18 protein-coding genes and 1 pseudogene are annotated in these 20,994 nt (G+C 38.8%); 15 read left to right on the forward strand and 4 right to left on the reverse strand.

Annotation, left to right across the window (positions count from 1 at the left end; translation table 11 throughout):
• The first annotated feature begins 48 nt into the window (after positions 1-48).
• The 15 genes and pseudogenes from secY2 (at position 49) to O3658_RS03285 (ending at position 16,311) form a co-directional block, all read left to right on the forward strand.
• Positions 49-1,266 carry an accessory Sec system protein translocase subunit SecY2 gene (secY2, locus tag O3658_RS03215; RefSeq protein ID WP_371559279.1) on the forward strand — a complete coding sequence of 406 codons (1,218 nt, stop codon included), beginning with the start codon at positions 49-51 and terminating at the stop codon, positions 1,264-1,266.
• A 9-nt stretch (positions 1,267-1,275) separates the two neighbouring features.
• The gene (asp1, locus tag O3658_RS03220) at positions 1,276-2,856 is read left to right on the forward strand and encodes an accessory Sec system protein Asp1 (RefSeq protein ID WP_315640017.1); all 1,581 of its coding nucleotides are present in this window, start codon (positions 1,276-1,278) and stop codon (positions 2,854-2,856) included.
• Positions 2,840-4,372, forward strand: coding sequence for an accessory Sec system protein Asp2 (asp2, locus tag O3658_RS03225; protein WP_371559281.1), 1,533 nt, complete (start codon positions 2,840-2,842; stop codon positions 4,370-4,372). The genes asp1 and asp2 overlap by 17 nt, the downstream gene beginning before the upstream one ends.
• Entirely contained in the window at positions 4,369-4,809 is a 441-nt protein-coding gene (gene asp3, locus O3658_RS03230; RefSeq protein WP_315640015.1) for an accessory Sec system protein Asp3, read from the forward strand. The genes asp2 and asp3 overlap by 4 nt, the downstream gene beginning before the upstream one ends.
• Complete coding sequence (secA2, locus tag O3658_RS03235) at positions 4,796-7,174, forward strand: accessory Sec system translocase SecA2 (RefSeq protein ID WP_371559282.1); 2,379 nt, start codon at positions 4,796-4,798, stop codon at positions 7,172-7,174. The genes asp3 and secA2 overlap by 14 nt, the downstream gene beginning before the upstream one ends.
• A 12-nt stretch (positions 7,175-7,186) precedes the next feature.
• Positions 7,187-8,707, forward strand: a complete 1,521-nt coding sequence (gene gtfA / locus O3658_RS03240) for an accessory Sec system glycosyltransferase GtfA (protein ID WP_371559283.1) — start codon at positions 7,187-7,189, stop codon at positions 8,705-8,707.
• On the forward strand, positions 8,691-10,037 hold the full coding sequence (gtfB, locus tag O3658_RS03245) for an accessory Sec system glycosylation chaperone GtfB (protein ID WP_371559284.1): 1,347 nt from the start codon (positions 8,691-8,693) through the stop codon (positions 10,035-10,037). Before gtfA ends, gtfB begins: the two co-directional genes overlap by 17 nt.
• Positions 10,030-10,209, forward strand: coding sequence for an accessory secretory system protein Asp4 (gene asp4 / locus O3658_RS03250; protein WP_371559285.1), 180 nt, complete (start codon positions 10,030-10,032; stop codon positions 10,207-10,209). The genes gtfB and asp4 overlap by 8 nt, the downstream gene beginning before the upstream one ends.
• Before the next feature lie 4 nt (positions 10,210-10,213).
• Entirely contained in the window at positions 10,214-10,438 is a 225-nt protein-coding gene (locus O3658_RS03255) for an accessory secretory protein Asp5 (protein WP_371559286.1), read from the forward strand.
• Between the two features lie 241 nt (positions 10,439-10,679).
• On the forward strand, positions 10,680-11,402 hold the full coding sequence (locus tag O3658_RS03260; protein ID WP_371559287.1) for a pseudouridine synthase: 723 nt from the start codon (positions 10,680-10,682) through the stop codon (positions 11,400-11,402).
• Positions 11,403-11,512: 110 nt separating this feature from the next.
• The gene (pepC, locus tag O3658_RS03265) at positions 11,513-12,847 is read left to right on the forward strand and encodes an aminopeptidase C (protein WP_371559288.1); all 1,335 of its coding nucleotides are present in this window, start codon (positions 11,513-11,515) and stop codon (positions 12,845-12,847) included.
• 138 nt (positions 12,848-12,985) lie between these two features.
• Positions 12,986-14,301, forward strand: a pseudogene (locus O3658_RS03270) (ISL3 family transposase).
• A gap of 261 nt (positions 14,302-14,562) precedes the next feature.
• Positions 14,563-15,141 (forward strand): DUF4230 domain-containing protein, encoded by a 579-nt coding sequence (locus O3658_RS03275; RefSeq protein WP_000493216.1) that lies wholly within the window; start codon positions 14,563-14,565, stop codon positions 15,139-15,141.
• Between the two features lie 166 nt (positions 15,142-15,307).
• Positions 15,308-15,553 (forward strand): hypothetical protein, encoded by a 246-nt coding sequence (locus O3658_RS03280; RefSeq protein WP_004238875.1) that lies wholly within the window; start codon positions 15,308-15,310, stop codon positions 15,551-15,553.
• Between the two features lie 362 nt (positions 15,554-15,915).
• Positions 15,916-16,311: a leucine-rich repeat domain-containing protein gene (locus O3658_RS03285; protein ID WP_075230488.1), complete on the forward strand. Its 396-nt coding sequence runs from the start codon at positions 15,916-15,918 to the stop codon at positions 16,309-16,311.
• Between the two features lie 234 nt (positions 16,312-16,545).
• Here O3658_RS03285 and O3658_RS03290 read toward each other — a convergent pair whose 3' ends face one another.
• The 4 genes from O3658_RS03290 to adhP all read right to left on the reverse strand — a co-directional run bounded on the left by O3658_RS03290 (position 16,546) and on the right by adhP (position 20,762).
• A complete protein-coding gene (locus O3658_RS03290; protein ID WP_000818311.1) occupies positions 16,546-17,457 on the reverse strand; it encodes a PTS system mannose/fructose/sorbose family transporter subunit IID in 912 nt (303 codons plus the stop codon).
• A 14-nt stretch (positions 17,458-17,471) separates the two neighbouring features.
• Positions 17,472-18,284: a PTS mannose/fructose/sorbose transporter subunit IIC gene (locus O3658_RS03295; RefSeq protein ID WP_075230373.1), complete on the reverse strand. Its 813-nt coding sequence runs from the start codon at positions 18,282-18,284 to the stop codon at positions 17,472-17,474.
• Between the two features lie 29 nt (positions 18,285-18,313).
• Positions 18,314-19,303, reverse strand: coding sequence for a PTS sugar transporter subunit IIB (locus tag O3658_RS03300; RefSeq protein WP_320692574.1), 990 nt, complete (start codon positions 19,301-19,303; stop codon positions 18,314-18,316).
• 439 nt (positions 19,304-19,742) lie between these two features.
• A complete protein-coding gene (gene adhP, locus O3658_RS03305; protein WP_251937337.1) occupies positions 19,743-20,762 on the reverse strand; it encodes an alcohol dehydrogenase AdhP in 1,020 nt (339 codons plus the stop codon).
• Between the last annotated feature and the right edge of the window lie 232 nt (positions 20,763-20,994).

Raw genomic sequence — 20,994 nt, forward strand, 5'->3', positions numbered from 1 at the left:
GCTTGAGTGATTTGACTGCAACCTATAACTAATGAAAAGGAGTATTTCGTGAAACGATTTTTTTCATCTATAGCAGTAAAGAAAGGTCTAGGAACCTTGTTTCTGCTCTTTATTTATGTATTAGGGAGTCGAATTACTCTTCCTTTTATCGATTTGAATAGCAGGGATTTCCTTGGCGGTGCTACCGCCTATTTGGCCTTTTCAACCGCAATTACAGGTGGAAATCTACGGAGCTTGTCAATCTTTTCAGTCGGTTTATCTCCTTGGATGTCATCGATGATTTTATGGCAGATGTTCTCCTTTTCTAAGCGTTTGAATCTTGCCTCTGGTTCGACTGAGGTTCAGGATAGGAGAAAGATGTATCTAACCTTTACAATCGCTTTGATTCAATCGCTAGCCTTAGCGGTAAATCTACCAATCAAGGACAACTATAATACACTTTTGGTACTCATACTCAACACGATATTGCTGATAGCTGGAACCTTTTTCTTGATATGGTTATCAGATATTAACTCGGTGATAGGTGTTGGTGGCTCTATTGTCATCTTGTTGACCAGTATGATTATCTATATTCCCCAAGACATTGTGCAATCGATACAAAAATTAGGGATTCCTATGTGGATTGTTGAAATACTCGGAGCGATGGGGATCGTTTTTGCCTATCTCATTGCAATTTTTTATCGTGCTCGTTATCGGATTCCAGTCAATAAGATTGGTCTCCACTCTCGCTTTAAGCGTTATTCTTATTTTGATATAATGCTGAATCCTGCAGGTGGGATGCCCTTCATGTACGTGATGAGTTTAATTAACTTACCAACGTACTTGTTTCTTTTGTTGCAATTATTTGATCCAGGAAATCCAGTTTATCAACAAATAACGATCCAATATGCGATGGGGAAACCCTTGTGGATCTATACCTATATAGCGACCTTGTTTGTCTTTAGTATTGCCTTTGCTTTTGTCAATATTAGTGGAGAGCAGGTGGCAGAACGGATGAAAAAATCTGGCGAGTATATTTATGGCATTTATCCAGGTGAGGACACTAGTAAATATATCAATAATCTAGTATTCAAGTTTGCTATTGTAGGTGGTATCTTTAATGTGTTATTCGCAGGTCTACCGATGTTGTTTGTTTTAATGGATGAACAATTATTAAGAGTGAGTATGATACCAGGTTTGTTTATGATTTTAAGTGGTATGATCTTTAACATTAAAGATGAAATTAGAGCACTGAAGTTAAATGAAACTTATAAACCACTGATTTAGGAGAGTGTTATGTATTATTTTATTCCGGCTTGGTATGGTAGCCATCAGCAGTGGCATGCTGATATAACCCCTTGGTACTTTTCACAATTTAAATTAGAATTTGACGATACCTTTAATCAGATTCGTCTACTAGATAGGTTGGAACAATCGACACGTCTATTGATTTTGGCTTATCAGCCACATCTTCGCTATTTTTTACATCGTCATGGTGTATTAGAAGCTGAAGTATATTCTATTTTTGATGAGATGCAGGATATTACTGATATTTCTCCACAAGTCTTGAATATCAGAGATATCGAGTGGGATAAGGACTGTGAATTTATATACAGTCCTTTCGCCATTATTGTCCAAAAAGATGGAAATCGCTATGCTCAGATTGAGCATGGAGTGGAAGGATTTATTAGTGATATCCAGTATTTTGATATCCAAGGGCAAATGTCTAAACGCTATATTATGGATGACAGAGGCTTTGTTTCGAGTGTCATTTATTATCAGGACAATTATCCAGCTTGTCAAGATTACCTGAATCCTAAAGGGATTTGGCAATTCAGAGAGTATTTACAAGAGGATGGTAGGGTAGAGATTAATCCTATTTTTGCCTTTCGTTTTCATTCGCTCCATTATAGTGATATGGGGCAGTTGGTTGCTGAATTTTTTGAGAAACGACTCGAGAAGATTGAAGAGAGTAGTGATTTGTTTATTGTCCCATCTGATTCTCGGCATAACGATTTTGTTCTAAATCGTTTACCTGAAGCAAATCCGAAAATCTTGAGCCTTTTCATCGGTCGCAATCCAAAGCAGACTATGAGAGACCTTCTTGGTCCTATATCCAAAGTCGATTTGGTCTTGGTTGATAGGGAGGATAGCCTTCAGCTTTTGCAGGAATTGTATCCAGATAAATACAATCTGTTCAAACATTTATCGCCATTTGATACTCGTTTGAGATTGGGAAAAAGTCAGACAAAGAGGGAATCCATTATTTACTATCAACTTAATTTTGAAGAAGAAGTGGACAAAGAAGGACTTTTCCAAATCTTATCCTTCCTTGCAGAGACCAAAGACACTGAGGTAATTTTCGGTGCTTTTGCTGCCAATAACGACCAGATGGAGAGAGTGGCAGATATAATTCAAGAGATCATAGATGAAAAATTCCCAGCAAAGAGTTTTGAAAAAGCGGTTGACTATGAAGGGGCTGAAAATCCTTTAAAGGAAAATGCACAGCAGAAACTCCGTTATCGCCTGTTAAACATCAATGATGAATTGGAAATGATTAAGACATTAGAATATGTGCGTTTGATTGTTGATTTGAATCCTCAACCTCACCTATATACCCAAATAGCAGGGATTAGTGCAGGAATTCCTCAGGTGAATCAAGTAGAGACTGTCTATGTTGACCATTTGAAAAATGGCTACCTGCTTTCTACCATCACAGAATTTAAGAAAGCGGCCCATCACTACCTGGATACCCTAAAAGAATGGAATCAGTCTTTAATCTACTCGATTGATAAAATCAAGGAACATACAGGTGAAAAATTTGTGGAAAAACTAGATCAATGGATAGAGGAGAGTACAAATGTCAAAGGATCTTAAAATCCTACAGATAGGGACGGGAAATTGGAAACATCGTTATGAGATCCCTAAGAAAATGGAATGGTATTATTTTTATCCTAATTCTCCTAAGGCACTTAAGGAAACGATAAAAATGGATGAGATTCGCAAGTTTAATGCCATTCTCATTGAAGACGGCCGTTACTTGGTTGACCTATTACCAATTATTAAAATGATCGATCCTTATACGATTTTTTATAACCAAGAGTTTCAAACAAGCAACCCTCTTATTTTAGATTTAATCAAGAAACGCTGTGCCCAAGCAATCGACTTTTCAGATCCACAGAGGCTATTAAAAGATTTATCAACTTCCTTATTTGGTGGTGGTTATGGAGATAAGTTGAATCCCTCTGCAATTGATGTCCATCCAAGTTTTAAGGGTTCTATTTCTTATCAAGGGTTTGAATATTTGCTCTTAGAGGGAGATTTTGGTTCTGAGTTTTCCCAAGTAGCTAATTGGAAATACAACTTTGTATCATCAACAAAACTTCCAATCGAGGTGTGGTTAGAGTATGAAAAAAGTGAAGGTGTAGAATTTCAGTTTCGTGTTCGAAAAATGCCTGAAGGTTCAGTTTCGGATGTGGTTGAAGACTTGATGTATACAGAAGAGGAACTAGAAACGGCTCTAGTCATGGAGCAGGATTACAATGCCCACCTCTGTATGTCTATTGAAGCGCGTGGTCAGGGAAGCTTAAAATTGGGAAATCTACATCAGCGTTGGACCCGTAAACAATTTGGGAAATTTGTCCTTGGAGGCAATATTTTACACGATAGTAAGAGAGACGAGATTAACTACTTCTTTCATCCTGGGGATTTTAAGCCACCATTGGCTGTTTACTTTTCAGGATTCCGACCTGCCGAGGGATTTGAAGGATACTGGATGATGCAAAATTTCAAGTGCCCCTTCATTTTGTTCTCGGACCCTCGCTTAATAGGTGGAGCTTTTTACCTAGGCAGTGAAGAACTAGAAGAAAAAATCAAACAAACGATTGAACATTATCAGGAATATTTAGGTTTTGAAAAAAAAGATTTGATTTTATCAGGTTTATCAATGGGAACCTTCCCTTCTCTTTACTATGGCTCATTCTTTGAACCGAAAGGAATCGTTGTGGGTAAACCCTTAGCAAATTTAGGGACAATTGCCAAACGTGGTAGACTGGAAGCACCAGGTATCTTTCCAACAGGATTTGACGTGCTCCACCATCAAACTGGAGGGATCAGCCCGGCCCATATGGATGAGTTGGATAACCGTTTTTGGTCTGCCTTCAAACAAGCAGATTTTTCTCAAACGACGTTTGGTCTTTCTTACATGAAGGATGAGGATATGGATAGTCATGCCTATGATCAGCTAGTCACTACGCTCTGTCAAACTGGAGCGAAGATCTTATCAAAAGGAACAGCAGGTCGACACAATGATGATACAGAAACCAACGTTATCTGGTTTATCCATTTTTATAACATGATATTACAAGCAGAATTTGGAAGAGGTGAGACATGATTATAAATCAAAGAGAAGACATACTCTGGGGAGATATGGGAGCAACTTACCTGTATGGAACTCGAGTTCAGTTTTGGGAAGATGGCCATATCAGTCTTTCAAATCCATTACTAGCTCCAGGAGAAGTTCTCAAATCATGGCTTTCAAGCTTGAATTATCAAGGTGGTAGAAGTCAACCCAGCCTACCTCTCTTAAAAAGAAATCATCGCTATCAATTCACCATGAATATGACTTGTTATCCTGAAAATAGCATTTACATAAAACTAGTTTTCTTGGACCGTTACGAAGAAGTGCTAGAAGAAAAAGTTGAGAAAACCCTATCTTTTTCTTTCGTTTATCCTGAGGAGGCTTATACCTATAGAGTTTCTCTCATTGCTGCTGGGTTTGAGTCACTCGATTTTTATTCTTTCTCAATTAAGGAGTATGATCGTGTTTAATAGTTTGTATCAAAATAGAAAACTCAGAAAAGTCGGAGCTACTTTAAAAAAGATCAATGGTCTCAAAGATGAGATGGCAGCTCTTAGCGATGAAGCCTTGGCAGTAAAAACGGTAGAGTTTCGTCAACGTTTAGCAGAGGGGGAAACCCTAGATGACTTACTTGTTGAAGCTTTTGCAGTTGTACGTGAAGCTGATAAGCGAATCCTAGGGATGTTTCCTTATGACGTTCAAGTTATGGGGGGCATTGTCATCCACCAGGGGAATGTTGCGGAGATGAATACCGGTGAAGGAAAGACTTTGACTGCGACTATGCCTCTTTATCTCAATGCCCTAACTGGTAAAGGTGCCATGTTGATTACGACCAATGAATATCTAGCTAAACGTGACGCAGAGGAAATGGGGCCGGTCTATCGATTCTTAGGCTTAAGTATAGGGATCCCATTCACTGATGATCCTGAGGAAGAATTAAAAGCCGAAGATAAAAAGAAAATTTATAACTCAGATATCATCTATTTAACCAATAGTAGTCTAGGTTTTGATTATCTAAGTGATAATTTAGCTTCCAGTAGTAATGAAAAGTTTTTGCGCCCATTTGACTATGTCATCATTGATGAAATTGATGATATTTTACTAGATAGTGCACAGACCCCACTCATCATTGCGGGATCTCCTCGTGTTCAGTCCAACTACTATGGCATCATCGATACTTTAGTAACAACTATGGTTGAAAATGAAGACTATATCTTTAAAGAAGAAAAAGAAGAGATATGGTTGACTACAAAGGGGGCTAAAACTGCTGAAAGCTTCCTAGGGATTGATAACTTGTATAAGGAAGAATACGCGACTTATGTACGACATCTAGTCTATTCCTTGAGAGCTCATAAGTTGTTCACGAGAGATAAGGAGTACATCATTCGAGATGATGAAATGATTCTCCTGGATAAAGGAACAGGTCGTTTGATGGAAATGACCAAGTTGCAGGGAGGTCTTCATCAGGCCATCGAAGCCAAGGAGCATGTGAAACTCTCTCCTGAAACGCGAGCAATGGCCTCTATTACCTATCAAAGTCTTTTCAAAATGTTTAATAAGATATCAGGAATGACTGGGACTGGGAAGGTCGCAGAGAAGGAATTTTTGGAAACCTATAATATGTCTGTTATCCGAATTCCGACTAATCGTCCCTTGATCCGAAAAGACTATCCAGACAATCTTTATGTAACACTACCAGAAAAGGTTTATGCTTCACTTGAATGTATCAAGGAATACCATCTCAAAGGAAACCCACTACTAGTCTTTGTAGGATCGGTTGAGATGTCGCATCTCTATTCGTCCCTACTGTTGCGGGAAGGAATCGCCCATAACGTCTTGAATGCCAATAATGCTGCGCGTGAGGCACAAATTGTCTCAGAATCAGGTCAGATGGGAGCCGTGACGGTTGCAACATCCATGGCAGGTCGAGGAACAGATATTAAATTGGGACCTGGAGTTGCCGAGCTTGGTGGCCTAGTAGTTATCGGTACAGAACGAATGGAAAGCCAGCGAATCGATCTGCAAATTAGAGGACGCTCGGGTAGACAAGGAGATCCAGGTCTGTCGAAGTTTTTTGTATCATTAGAAGATGATGTTATCAAGAAGTTCGGTCCATCCTGGGTTCACAGAATGTACAAAGAGTACAGTGTTGCAGATATTACTCAACCACAAGTCCTTGAGGGAAGAAAATACCACAGACTGGTTGAGAAAGCTCAAAATGCAAGTGATAGTGCTAGTCGCGCCAACAGACAGAGAACACTAGAATATGCTGAGAGTATGAATATCCAACGTGATCTCATCTATAAGGAAAGAAATCGTTTAATAAACGGAGATAGGGATCTTCGAGATGTATTATCTGAGATGATTGACGAGTATATTGAAACAATTTTATCTGAAAACATAAAAACTAGAGAAGAATTATTTCACTATATTGTCACGAATATCAGTTTTAATATTAGAGAATTACCTCTTGATCTAGTCATTGAAGATCAACAAGCGTTGAGAAATTTCCTGATTCAGATCATTAACAATGAGTTAAATGATAAGAAGACCTTGTTAGAACCTCATGATTTATATGACCAATTTTTGAGAATTTCCATGCTTAAAGCCATTGATGATAACTGGGTGGAACAGGTGGACTACCTGCAACAATTGATGATGGCAATTGGTGGACAATCAGCCAGTCAAACGAACCCTATCGTAGAATACTACCGAGAAGCCTATATGGGATTTGAAGCCATGAAAGAGCAGATTCGTTCAGATATGGTACGAAATATCTTGATGGGCTTGGTACAGATGGGACCTAAGGGCGAAATCGTAACCCATTTTCCATAAAAAGGGGACAATATGACAATTTACAATATAAATTTAGGAATCGGCTGGGCCAGCAGTGGTGTTGAATATGCCCAAGCTTATCGTGCGGGTATTTTTCGCAGCCTGAACCTGCCGTCGAAGTTTATCTTTACAGATATGATTTTGGGAGATAATATACAACATTTGACTGCAAATATCGGCTTTGATGACGATCAAGTCATCTGGCTTTACAATCACTTTACAGATATCAAAATTGCACCGACCAGTGTGACGGTAGATGATGTGTTAGCTTATTTTGAAGGTGTCGAAAGCCGTCGTGAAAGAAATGGGAAAATTGAACGAATCTTCTTCTCAGATGAAGACAAGTTTATCACTTGTTATTTGGTAGATGAGGAAAAAGATTTTGTTCAACATGTGGAGTATGTGTATGCTGGTAAATTAATCCGCAAGGATTACTTCTCATACACACGCTACTGCACAGAATATTTTGCTCCTAAAGACAATGTAGCGACACTCTATCAAAGAACCTTCTACAATGAAGATGGGACTCCGGCTTATGAAATGTTCATGAATCAAGGGACCGAGGAAGTCTACCGTTTCAAGGATCGCATTTTATACGGGAAGCCTGCCTTGATCCGTTATTTCATGCAGACACTTGGGTTAAGTAAATCAGATTTAGTAATTTTAGATCGTGAGACAGGGATTGGTCAGGTTGTTTTTGAGGAAGCGCAAGCGGCGCATCTAGCAGTGGTTGTTCATGCGGAGCATTACAGTGAAAATGCGACAAATGACGATTATATCCTTTGGAATAACTATTATGACTATCAATTTACAAATGCAGATAAGGTCGATCTCTTTATCGTTTCAACGGATCGCCAAAAGGAAGTTTTAGAGCAACAATTTGCTCGCTATACCTCGCATGCTCCTAAGATTGTGACCATTCCAGTTGGAAGTGTTGATCAATTAACAAAACCAAAAGAGAGCCGTAAACCATTTTCTCTCATTACAGCTTCGCGTCTAGCTAAGGAAAAGCATATTGATTGGCTCGTGAAGGCTGTTATTGAGGCTCATAAGGAATTGCCAGAATTAACCTTTGATATCTACGGTAGTGGTGGCGAAGAAGGACGTCTTCATGAGATTATCGTTGCAGGTCAGGCAGAAGAGTATATTAAACTCAAGGGTCATGCCGAACTTTCTCAAATCTATTTACAGTATGAAGTTTATCTAACTGCTTCTACAAGTGAAGGATTTGGGTTAACACTCATGGAAGCAATTGGTTCGGGCTTGCCATTGATTGGTTTTGATGTTCCTTATGGGAATCAAACTTTCATCGAAGATGGCGAAAATGGCTACTTGATTCCAAGCTCATCTGACCATGTCGAAGATGAAATCAAGAAAGCTTATGCAGAAAAGATTTGCCAACTGTATTTGGAGAATCGTTTGGAAGGCATGAGAGAAAAGTCTTACCAGATAGCCGAGAAGTTCTTGACTCAAGAGATTTTGAACAAATGGGAAAATACAATCAAGGAGGTAGTGGATGATTCAGTTATTTGATGTATATAATCAAGAAAGTCAAGATTTGCACTATAGTCTGACTGAAGCAGGCCTGTCTGATTTGGCTGTGGTTATTGAACCCGATGGATTTTTACCAGATGGAGTTGTCTCACCTTTCACCTATTATTTGGGTTATGACAGCGGTAAACCCTTGTACTTTAACCAAGTTCCTGTACCAGACTTTTGGGAGATTGCTGGTAATAATCAATTTGGAACCATCAATGACCTTAATCAAGAACGAGCAGTGATACATTTTGCAGATGGCTTACAGGCTCGTTTGGTAAAAAAAGTCGAATGGAAAACACCAGCAGGCCGCATCTTCCAAGTGGATCACTACAATCGTTTTGGAGCTTGTTTTGCTAAGACTACCTTTGATGGATCTGGTCAAGCTATTATGACTTCTTATCGGAATGTAGATCAAAAAGAAGTTATTTTGGAAAACCATGTCACAGGTGATATTCTCCTGACCTTGGAAGGTCAAGGATTGCGCCATTTTTCTGGTCGAGTGGCCTTTATCATAGACTTCTTGCAAGGTTTGAAAGTGAATCTTGACCACATTCTCTTTAATACCCTATCTACATCGTTTTTGACTTCCTTCCATTTCCCAGACAAATCAGGTCAGGATATTCTAGTTTGGCAAGAACCATTACATAATGATATACCAGGAAATATGCAGCTAATCTTGGAGAATGACCAGCTTCGAGCTAAGACCATTATCATTCCAGATTATGCGACCTATGAACGCGCTTTGCAGTTGACGGATGAAAAATTCCATCATAAGTTTAGTCATTTAGGCTATCATTATCACTTTAAGCGTGATAATTTTGTTCGTCCTGATGCCTTGATAGTGACCAATTCGGACCAACTAGAGCAAGTCGAAAAACTGGTGGAAAGTTTACCAAGGGTTACTTTCCGAATCGCAGCAGTGACAGAGATGTCATCCAAGTTGCTGGATATGCTCCGCTATCCCAATGTCGTACTCTATCAAAATGCCAGTCCCCAAAAGATTCAGGAGCTTTATCAGTTATCAGATATCTATTTGGATATCAACTATGGGAATGAACTACTTCAAGCTGTTCGTCAGGCTTTTGAACACAACCAACTGGTCCTAGCTTTTGAGGAAACAGCCCATAATCGCCGCTATACAGCTCCAAGTCATATTTTCGCTAAGGAGGCAGTTGACGAGATGATTCAAACTATTGAGTTAGCCCTTTCTCATGTCAAAGAGATGGGTCGAGCTCTTGGAGACCAAGGGTACCATGCCAATTATGTGGATCCAATTATGTATCAGGAGCGGATGGAAACCATTTTAGGAGAAAGCCATGACTAAAAAAGATCTATTCTATCAGGATGTTGAAGGTCGCATGGAAGAGATGAAACAACAACCCATCAAAAAAGAACAGTCTACACGTGGTGAAAAAATTAGTAAGACATTTTCTTTTTTGATTGGACTCATCATTTTGATTGGTTTACTGTTTACTTTAATAGGACTTTTGAGGTAATAAAATGATTGAATTATTGATGATTTTAACCATTATTTTAGCTCTTTCCTTAATCATTCTTGTAACCATTCAACCCAGACAAACTCAAATTTTTTCTATGGATGCTACTAGTAATATCGGAAAGCCAAGCTATTGGCAAAGCAATACGCTTGTTAAAGTCTTAACCTTGCTTGTTAGCTTATCACTATTTGTGTTGTTGCTCCTCTTTATGGTTTTAACTTTTAACTAATCTTTATCTGTATCGCTAGAACGTTTGATTTTAACAGTGAAGATTTAAAGAAATTTAAGTTTGAGGAGAAAATTTTAAGAAAACTTTTAGGAATCTAGCTTATACTATAAGCATAAGTTAAGAAGAACTTAACTTTAACTCCTAAAAATTTTTCATAATAATCTCCCTATAAAATAAAGTCGCCCAATCAGGCGGCTTATTTTTGTACTAAGATTAAGCTTGTTCATGGTATAATAGTGCTATGAGATTAGATAAATATTTAGTTGCCTGCGCTGTAGGAAGTCGGACAGAGGTTAAAAGCTTTCTAAAGGCTGGGCGCGTGACGGTCAATGGTAAAAAGGAAAAATCTGCCAAGCTGCAAATCAATGAAAATACAGACGAGATTTGTTTTGACGGGCAAAAGCTAGAGTACGAGGAGTTTGTTTACTATATGATGAACAAGCCTCAGGGTGTTATTTCAGCAACTGAAGATCCTAAACATAAGACTGTGTTGGATTTGTTGGATGATTTAGCTCGTTCAAAGGAAGTTTTCCCAGTAGGGCGTTTGGATATCGACACGCATGGACTCTTGCTCTTGACCAATGATGGCCAACTGACTCATGCTCTTCTTTCTCCTAAACGCCATGTGGATAAGATTTATCTGGCGCGGGTCGATGGAATCATGACCCAAGAGGATGTAGAGACATTTGCACAAGGGATTCCGCTAAAAGACTTTACCTGTCAGCCTGCAATACTGGAGCTTGTATCTCTTGATAGAGAAAAAAACCAAAGTCTGGTTCGTGTGACCATTGCCGAGGGGAAATTTCACCAGGTTAAACGGATGGTAGCCTACTGTGGTAAGGAAGTGGTGGACTTGCAACGTCTGACCATGGGAACTTTGACCTTGGATGAAAATCTGAAGCGTGCTGAATGGCGTCGCTTGACCACAGAGGAATTAGAAAGCTTGCTCGAAAGTGTTGGGTAAACTGTGTAATCTTTGAAAAAGGTGAGGAAAATATCCTTGCCTTTTTCAGTTTTTGGTTGCTTCCTTTGTGAAAAGAGTTATAATAGACTGTAGAATAAAAGGAGGATTTTATGAACGCGATTCAAGAATCATTTACAGATAAATTATTTGCTAATTATGAAGCAAATGTCAAATACCAAGCTATCGAAAATGCTGCTAGCCACAATGGAATCTTTGCAGCCCTTGAGCGTCGTCAAAGCCATGTAGATAACACACCTGTTTTCTCACTTGATTTGACAAAGGACAAGGTCACTAACCAGAAGGCTTCTGGTCGTTGCTGGATGTTTGCGGCCCTTAACACTTTCCGTCACAAACTCATCTCTCAGTACAAACTTGAAAACTTTGAATTGTCACAAGCCCACACCTTCTTCTGGGACAAGTATGAAAAATCTAACTGGTTCTTGGAGCAAGTGATTGCGACTGCGGACCAAGAATTGACGAGCCGTAAGGTTAGCTTCCTACTCCAAACTCCACAACAAGATGGTGGTCAATGGGATATGGTTGTGGCTCTCTTTGAGAAATACGGTGTCGTTCCTAAGTCTGTTTATCCAGAGTCTGTTTCATCTAGCAGTAGCCGTGAGCTCAATGCCATCCTTAACAAATTGCTTCGTCAAGATGCTCAAATCTTGCGTGATTTGCTTGCTTCTGGTGCAGATCAAGCAGCTGTTCAAGCTAAAAAAGAAGACCTCTTGCAAGAAATCTTTAACTTCCTTGCCATGTCACTAGGACTTCCACCACGTCAATTTGACTTTGCTTATCGTGATAAGGACAACAACTACCAAAGCGAAAAAGGCATCACACCACAAGAGTTTTACAAGAAATACGTTGACCTTCCACTAGAAGACTACGTTTCTGTGATTAATGCTCCAACTGCTGACAAACCTTACGGTAAATCTTACACAGTTGAGATGTTGGGAAATGTTGTTGGTAGCCGTGCAGTTCGTTACATCAACGTACCTATGGAACGCTTGAAAGAATTAGCGATTGCTCAAATGCAAGCAGGAGAGACTGTTTGGTTTGGTTCTGATGTCGGCCAACTCAGCAACCGTAAAGCGGGAATCCTTGCGACAGATGTTTATGACTTTGAATCAAGTATGGACATTCAACTCACTCAAGACAAGGCTGGACGTTTGGACTACAGCGAAAGTTTGATGACCCACGCCATGGTCTTGACAGGTGTTGATTTGGACGAAAATGGACAATCAGTCAAGTGGAAAGTTGAAAACTCATGGGGAGACAAGGTCGGTACAGATGGTTACTTTGTTGCCTCAGATGCTTGGATGGACGAGTACACTTACCAAATCGTTGTTCGTAAGGAATTACTAACAGAAGAAGAACGAGCTGCTTACGAAGCAGAACCAATCGTCCTTGCACCATGGGATCCAATGGGTGCCTTGGCAGAATAAATGAGATATAAAAAGAATGTTTCTATAATTTTTAAGGTTGGTGGAAATTTTCCACCAACCCTATTTTAGTGTATACAAAAAGGCCAACATCCATTATATTAAAAGCGCTTAAACCTAAAACAAAAGGGTGATGACCATATGAACAATATACTAGAAGCTACGCTACAAATCAAAGATAAAAACATTATTTGGGATGATAAAGTTCAAGAGAAGATATTTAAAAATAGAAAATCTTTATTTTATTCAGCTACATATACGCATAAACCATAATTATGTGCCGTTTGTGGGTGCGTTAGCCAAAATAACAATATTGTTAAAAACGGGACGAAAACTTCTCGTATCACTCTCTGTTCTGTTTCAGGCCTTCCGGCCTACTTAAAGCTACGAAAGCAGAGGTTTCTCTGTAGAGAATGTGGTTCTTCATTTACTGCAGATACTAGTCGAATTGTAGAAAAATACTGTCATATCTCGAAACGATTAAAAAATGAAATTAAGGCAAAATAAGTGAAACAGTATCTGAAACATATATTGCCAAAGAAACAAATGTTTCAATTCATACCGTTAGACGTATCATAGATGATACAGCACGATTATTAACGATTAAACCATTACATGATTTACCTGAGCATTTGTGTTTTGATGAATTTAAATCTGTTAAATCTTCCGATAGCAATATGAGCTTCATTATTTGTGATAGCACTACACACAAGTTGGTCGATGTTGTACGAGATAGAAAATCTTACAGTTTGAAACAATATTTTTATCGTTTTGAGCCTAAGACTAGATTAAAGGTGAAAACTATCTCCATCGATATGTAGTTGCCATACATTCAATTAATAAAAGAAATGTTTCCTAACGCAAAAATTATCATTGATCCTTTTCACATTGTACAAGCCTTGAATAGAGAATTAAATTGAACTCGGGTACGTATCATGAATCAGCATCGTTATAAAAATCCTAAATTATATCGAAAGTTAAAACATTATTGGAAGTTAATTTTAAAGAACCCTAATGAACTTCAGAACTATAAATATAATCGTTATAAGCTTTTTGAAAGCTTCATAACAAGTAAAGGAATCGTAGATTATATCTTAGAAAAAAATCCATCTCTTAAAAATGATTATGAGGTTGTACATTCACTTCGTGAATGTATACAGGATAGAGATTATATAGAATTCAAGGAAACGATTGAAGCAGCTACGCAATTAGACCTATCTCCTGGTTTAAAAAGAGTGTTAAAGACTCTTATGACTTACTTGCCATATATTCAAAATACTTGTGAGTATCCAACTAGAACAAATGGCCCTATTGAAGGAATAAACAATAAAATAAAAGTGCTTAAAAGAAATGCCTACGGCTTTAGAAACTATTACCATTTTAGAAATAGGATTATTTTAATAACAAAAATGTTTGGCCCAAAACAAAAAGGAATTAAGCAACAATTAGTTGCTTAATCCCTTCCTAAATTTCTTCATCAACACTATTTGACAAAGAGCCCTTTTTTAGTGCTCAAAATAGCACTCAATTTTAAATGGATTTGGTGTTCAAAAAATATAATCAAATGCAACAAACTAATTTCATTTTTAATAGGCACAATTAATTTTAGAAGATAGTACGAAAAAATATTGACTATTTTCTTTAGAATGTGTAAAATTTAGATAGATTATTTAAAGTGAGGTTTTTTTATCTTGTCTATATTAAAGAAGAAAGTTAATATGTTTAGTGTACTATTGAATGTGGTATTAATAGCTATTATAGCTATTGGAGTGCTATTTTTCTTACCTAAGGAACATAAATCAGAAGTCAAATCGTCAATTAATATCGAAAGTATTGAAAAAGTGAATGAAGTTGTATTTTTGAATGCGGGAATTAATGAAATTATTTCTGAAACAAAAACAACTCAAGTTTTTGGGTTTGATGTGCCGTTCTCTAAAAAAGCAGCATTAGTAATTTTAAATTATAAAGCTAAATTTGGAATTAAAAGTAGTGTAAAGGTTGAACAAATAAGCGAAAAAGAATATAAGGTTATTGTTCCAAAATTGGAAGTAATTGGTGTTGAACTTTCAAAAGATAATCCTTATGATTTATATGATAGTCATGGAGAGTTATTAAGTGGAACTACAGAAGATATTGATACTGGGAAATTGGTCGCTAACCAACTTTCTAGTGATAAACAAGCAGAGTATTTAGATAAATTTAAGAGTGAAATTAAAGAATCTGCAATCAATTATTATAAAACAATATTTTCTTCAATGGATTCTGAAGTAAAAGTAACTATAGAATTTACAGAATAATTTTTGAAATACAAAACCCTGGCCATCTCTGGTCAGGGTTTTGTGTGGTTCTATAATTTTTAGGGTTGATGGAAATTTTCCACCAACCCTATTTTAGTGTATACAAAAAGGCCAACATCCATTATATTAAAAGCGCTGAAACCTAAAACAAAAGAATGATGACCATATGAACAATATACTAGAAGCTACACTACAAATCAAAGATGCACACAATGAAGGTGTTACATTCCATTTCTTAGAGAATATTAAAGAAGTATTGCGTGATGAGAGTGGGAAAGTAACTGGTGTAAAGGTTATTACAATGGAACTTGGTGAATCAGATGAAAGTGGAAGAAGATCAACGCATGAAGTGGCAGGTAGTGAACATATTATTCCATGTGACCTTGTCGTTGCAGCAATTGAACAAAAGTAGACTTTAGTGTTCTAGATGAAAGGTAAAAATTTGACTTTCGGTCAACATCAGAATACAATAGAAATGAACTAATAACAGGGGATGCATATTTAGGTCCTCAATCTATCGCAACCGCAATTAAAGGCGGGTGAGAAGTTGCGACAGAAGTACATGAATCGTTTAAAGAAAACACATAAATAACTTGTGGTGCCTTTCGTTTTTTTACTGGGAAAATTAAGGAACTATAGTTATAAATCCTTAAAGATATTAATATATTAACATGCGTATATTTATGGGAAGAAGGTTATGTCATCTATAGTTGTACTTCTGACGATAAGGTTGTTCGTGTACCAAAGGAAATTAAAGGTAAACCTGTTATCGCAATTGGAGAACGTGGTCTTGCGAACTTGAAACATTGTGAGGCAATCGTTTTACCAGATACAGTACGATATATTGGAAAAGGTGCGTTTACGATTGACAATAAGTTAAAGTATGTCCACTTTGGTAAGTCAATAGAAACAGTAGAAGATGATGTTTTCAACTCTGACAGTTCATTAGAATCAGTTGTATTCCCAGAAGGAACAAAGAGTATTGGAACATTAGTATTCTGGGGGACATCATCAATTAAATCTATTACAATTCCAGCAAGTGTAACAGAAATTACAGAATACTTCTATTTTGTGGATAACTGTAACCCAGATGTAGAAATCCATACACCTAAGGGATCAAAGGCAGAAGAAGTAGCTAAAGCAATGCAACTTAAAGTAGTAAATGACTAAAGGGGAATAGTATGAACAAAAAATTACTATCAGGCTTAGGGACTGACCCCAAAAAGTGAGAATTTAATAAAAACACCCTAGGGCTACCGTCTTCGGTATCCAACCGGAGACAGGTAGTCCAATTTTTGTTGGATTCTTTTTTCATTAGGTTCTTCATCAACACTATTTGACAAAGAGCCAAAAGAATCAGGTGATAAACCTGATTCTTTTTTTGTTTGTAAATTCTCACCGAGATTACATGATACCGAAGAAACGAGCTGCGATACCAACTACAAAGAGGGCAAGAATGATTGTGATTGGAGATACTTTTTTCTTAAGCAACCACATGCAAAGGAAAGTAAGGAGAAGTCCCATCAATCCTGGGATCAATGAGTTCAACTGTCCTTGAAGGGTTTGTGGTTGAACGCTATCCAAGCTCAATCCGCTAAGTGCTTGACCAAGAATTCCCTTCAATTCTCCACCTGTAACAGGACCTTCTGGGAAGACGATGTAGGCACCTTCTGACAATTGTTTACCTGGAAGGTTGATAGTGAAGTTGATGGATACCCAACGTTGTACAAGAACGGCAAGGATGAACATACCAAGGATAGAAGCTCCTTTAGTGATGTCTTTCAAGATACCACCAGACATGTCTTTGGTGATTTCAGATCCAGCCTTGTAACCAAACTCTTGTGTATACCATAGGAAAGACATACGGATTGCATTCCATCCAAAGAAGAAGAGAAGTGGTCCAACGATATTACCAGTTGCAGCAAGTGATGCACCAAGGGCACCAAGGATCGGACGAACTGTAAACCAGAAGACTGGGTCACCGATACCAGCAAGAGGCCCCATCATACCAATCTTAACACCTTGGATAGCAGCGTCATCGATGTCAGTACCGTTAGCGCGTTCTTCTTCAAGTGCAAGAGTAACCCCCATGATTGGAGCAGCTACGTATGGGTGAGTGTTGAAGAACTCAAGGTGACGCTCAAGAGCAGCAGCCTGGTCTTCTTTTTTAGTGTAAAGTTTCTTGATAGCTGGGATCAAGGAGTAAGCCCAACCCAAGTTTTGCATACGTTCGTAGTTCCAAGAACCTTGAAGGAATTGTGAACGCCACCAAACTTTTTGGCGATCTGATTTTGATAATTGAATTTTTTCAGCCATGATTGTTCCCCTTTCTAGTAGTCTTCTAGGATATCACCGATTGGATCGTTAGAAGTTGCAGCTCCTCCGCCACCGTTTCCACCTTGTTTAGAAAGATTGAGATAGATGAAGGCAAGGGCAACACCGATGACACCAAGGGCAATCAAAGTCAATTGAGAGATTGCTGCAAGAGCAAAACCGATAGCGAAGAATGGCCATACTTCACGAGTAGCCATCATGTTGATAACCAAAGCGTAACCAACGGCAACGACCATGGCACCACCAACAGCCATACCACCTTTAAGCCATTCAGGCATAAGGTTCAATACGCTTTGAACGGCTTCAGTTGGCATTGCAAGCAAGAGTGCAGCTGGGATAGCAATACGTAGACCTTGAAGAGCAAGGGCAAAGTAGTGAGCACGCTCAACAGCTGCAATGTTCCCTTCTTTAGCAGCAGCGTCTGCAGTGTGAACCAAACCAACTGAGATTGTACGAACGATCATAGTCAAGAAAAGACCAGCTACGGCAAGAGGGATAGCAGTTGCAGTTGCGACTGCGATACCTTCAGTAGTAAAGTTACCACCTTTGATCATGATGATTGCAGCAGCAACAGAGGCAAGAGCCGCGTCAGGAGCAACGGCTGCTCCAATGTTTGCCCAACCAAGAGCGATCATTTGAAGTGATCCACCAAGCATAACCCCTGCTTCGAGGTTACCAGTTACAAGACCGATAAGGGTACATGCTACGATTGGTTGATGGAATTGGAATTGGTCGAGGATACCTTCAAGACCTGCGAAGAAGGCAACAACTACAACCAAGATAGCAGAAATGAATGAAATATCTGACATGGTTTTATTCCTTTTCTATTTAGTTTTAATTATTGAACGTTAGCTTTGCTAATCAAGTCAAACAAATCTTTTTTAGTGTCGTTTGGTACTTTACGTACGTCAAATTCAACACCAAGGTCACGCATTTTTTCAAATGTAGCAACGTCGTCTTTGTCCATAGACAATACGTTGTTGACCATTGTTTTACCAGTTGAGTGAGCCATTGATCCAACGTTAAGAGTCTTGATTGGCACACCGCCTTCGATAGCACGAAGGGCATCTTGAGGTGTTTCAAACAAGATGAGGGCGTGTGTCTCACCAAAACGAGGGTCTTTTGCGACCTCAATCAATTTTTGGATTGGAACAACGTTAGCCTTCACTCCGTTAGGAGCCGCTTGTTTGATCAATTCTTTACGAAGGTCGTCGTTAGCTACGTTATCTGAAGCAACGATGATACGGTTAGCTTTTGAATCTGGTGTCCAAGCAGTTGCGACTTGCCCGTGAAGAAGACGTGTGTCAAGACGAGCAAGATTGATTTTCAATTTACCGTCTCCGATAACTGTTCCTTCTGGGATAGCAGCTTGGGCTACAGGAGCAGCTGCAGCAGTTGCAACTTCCTCAGCTGGATTTAGCTCTTCTGGAAGAGCCTTGATGCCATCTTTGGCTTCTTTAATGATGTTCGCAGCGACTTTATCCACTCCAGCATTCGCGTCCATAAGACGCTCTGTGTAGGCTTGGATCAACATCGGCAAGTTAAGTCCTGTGATGATGGCAAATTTACGCTCAGGATTTTCTCCCATTACGCGACTAGCTTGGTTAAATGGAGATCCACTCCAAAGGTCAGCCAAGACTAGAACCTCATCTTCTGCGTCAAATGCAGCCACAGCATTGTTGAACTTGGCGTATAAATCATCTGGACCTTCGTTTGGCATAAAGGTTACAACTTGAACCTTTTCTTGTTCACCAAAGATCATAGATCCTGACTGATGAATACCCGCAGCAAATTCACCGTGGCTCGCAATAATGATTCCGATACTCATTATTGTCATTCCTCCTTATAAAATGTTTGACTTGTAGTTTAAGAAAACTTTAAGACTCCTTAAGTATAAATCGATTTCAGAAAAAAATCAACTAATTATAATAAAGAGTGAAAAAAATCTCAAATTTCAATTTTTACAAATATTGATATATCAACTTTTTATAAAATCGTCTATAAAATGGTAAAAAAATTTAATATAAAAAGTGGTAGTGCAGAAGTGGACCAACCAAATCTCGGTAACTTAGTTCCAGCCTCTTTTACTTCACTCAACCATTGGATGCTGAAAGAATGTGGATAGAAAAATGACGTTTTCTTTAATGGTGTTATTGAGCATTTAAAAAAGAACTTTAAGTTCGATTAGTTGCTATGCCAAAATTTTATTGCTAAAAAACGAGGTGGGGTCTACTGTCCCTACCTCGTTTTATTATTTATTATTTATCTTAATGAGTAAAGTCTAGAACCATGCGACCTTGGATGGTACCAGCAGCCATTTCATCAAAGACAGCAATGGCATCTTCGACAGGCCGTTTTTGAACAACTGGAACAACGAGACCTTCAGCACCAAATTGGAAAGCTTCTTCCAAATCTTTACGTGTACCAACAAGGGAACCGATGACCTGAATACCGTCAAGAACTGTTTTGACGATGCTAAGGTCCATCATTTCAGATGGGAGACCGACAGCTACTACACGACCGCCTGCACGAACAGAGTCCACTGCTTGGTTGAAGGCAACTTTTGATACAGCTGTTACGACAGCTGAGTGAGCGCCACCGTTTGTTTTTTCCTTGATAAGGCCTGGAACATCTTCGACTTCAAGACCATTAATCACGATATCAGCACCAACTTCTTTAGCTAGAGCAAGTTTATCGTTGTTAATATCTACTGCGATAACGTGAGCGTTGAATACTTTTTTAGCGTATTGGACGGCCAAGTTACCAAGGCCTCCAGCACCATAGAGGACAACCCATTGGCCTGGTTCAACTTTTGCTTCTTTTATAGCCTTGTAGGTAGTAACACCGGCACAAGTGATAGAAGAAGCTTGGGCTGGATCGAGCCCTTCTGGAACCTTAACAGCATAATCTGCAGTTACGATACATTGTTCAGCCATACCGCCGTCAACTGAGTAGCCAGCATTTTTCACTGTGCGGCAAAGAGTTTCGCGCCCAGTTGTACAGTATTCACACATACCACAGCCTTCAAAGAACCAAGCAACGCTGACACGGTCGCCAACTTTTAGGCTCTTAACATCAGGGGCGATTTCTTTTACGATACCGATCCCTTCGTGACCGAGAACACGTCCTGGAACTTTTCCAAAGTCACCATGGGCAACGTGGAGGTCTGTGTGGCAAACACCACAGTACTCAACTTCTACAAGAGCTTCCCCAGTTTCGAGCGGACGGAGTACTTTTTCTTCAATAGCAACACCAGTGCTTTCTGGATTTACAACAACAGCTTTCATAGCTATCCTCCTTGATTAGTCGTTGAGGTGCAGAGGAAAAGGGGCTTGGCTTGAGAGGTTTTCAAGTGAAGTCGAATTTGAACCGCCTTCTTATTTACTTATATGTGAAGTATATCACGATATTTACTATAGTACAATAGTTTTGAGGTGAAAAACTATGTAATCGCTTAACCGGTTGATAAGACTGTGAAAATTGAACAAATAAGATTGATGCATTGGCGAGTAAATACCT

This window comes from Streptococcus sp. 27098_8_69, from assembly GCF_041432445.1.
Lineage (GTDB): Bacteria > Bacillota > Bacilli > Lactobacillales > Streptococcaceae > Streptococcus.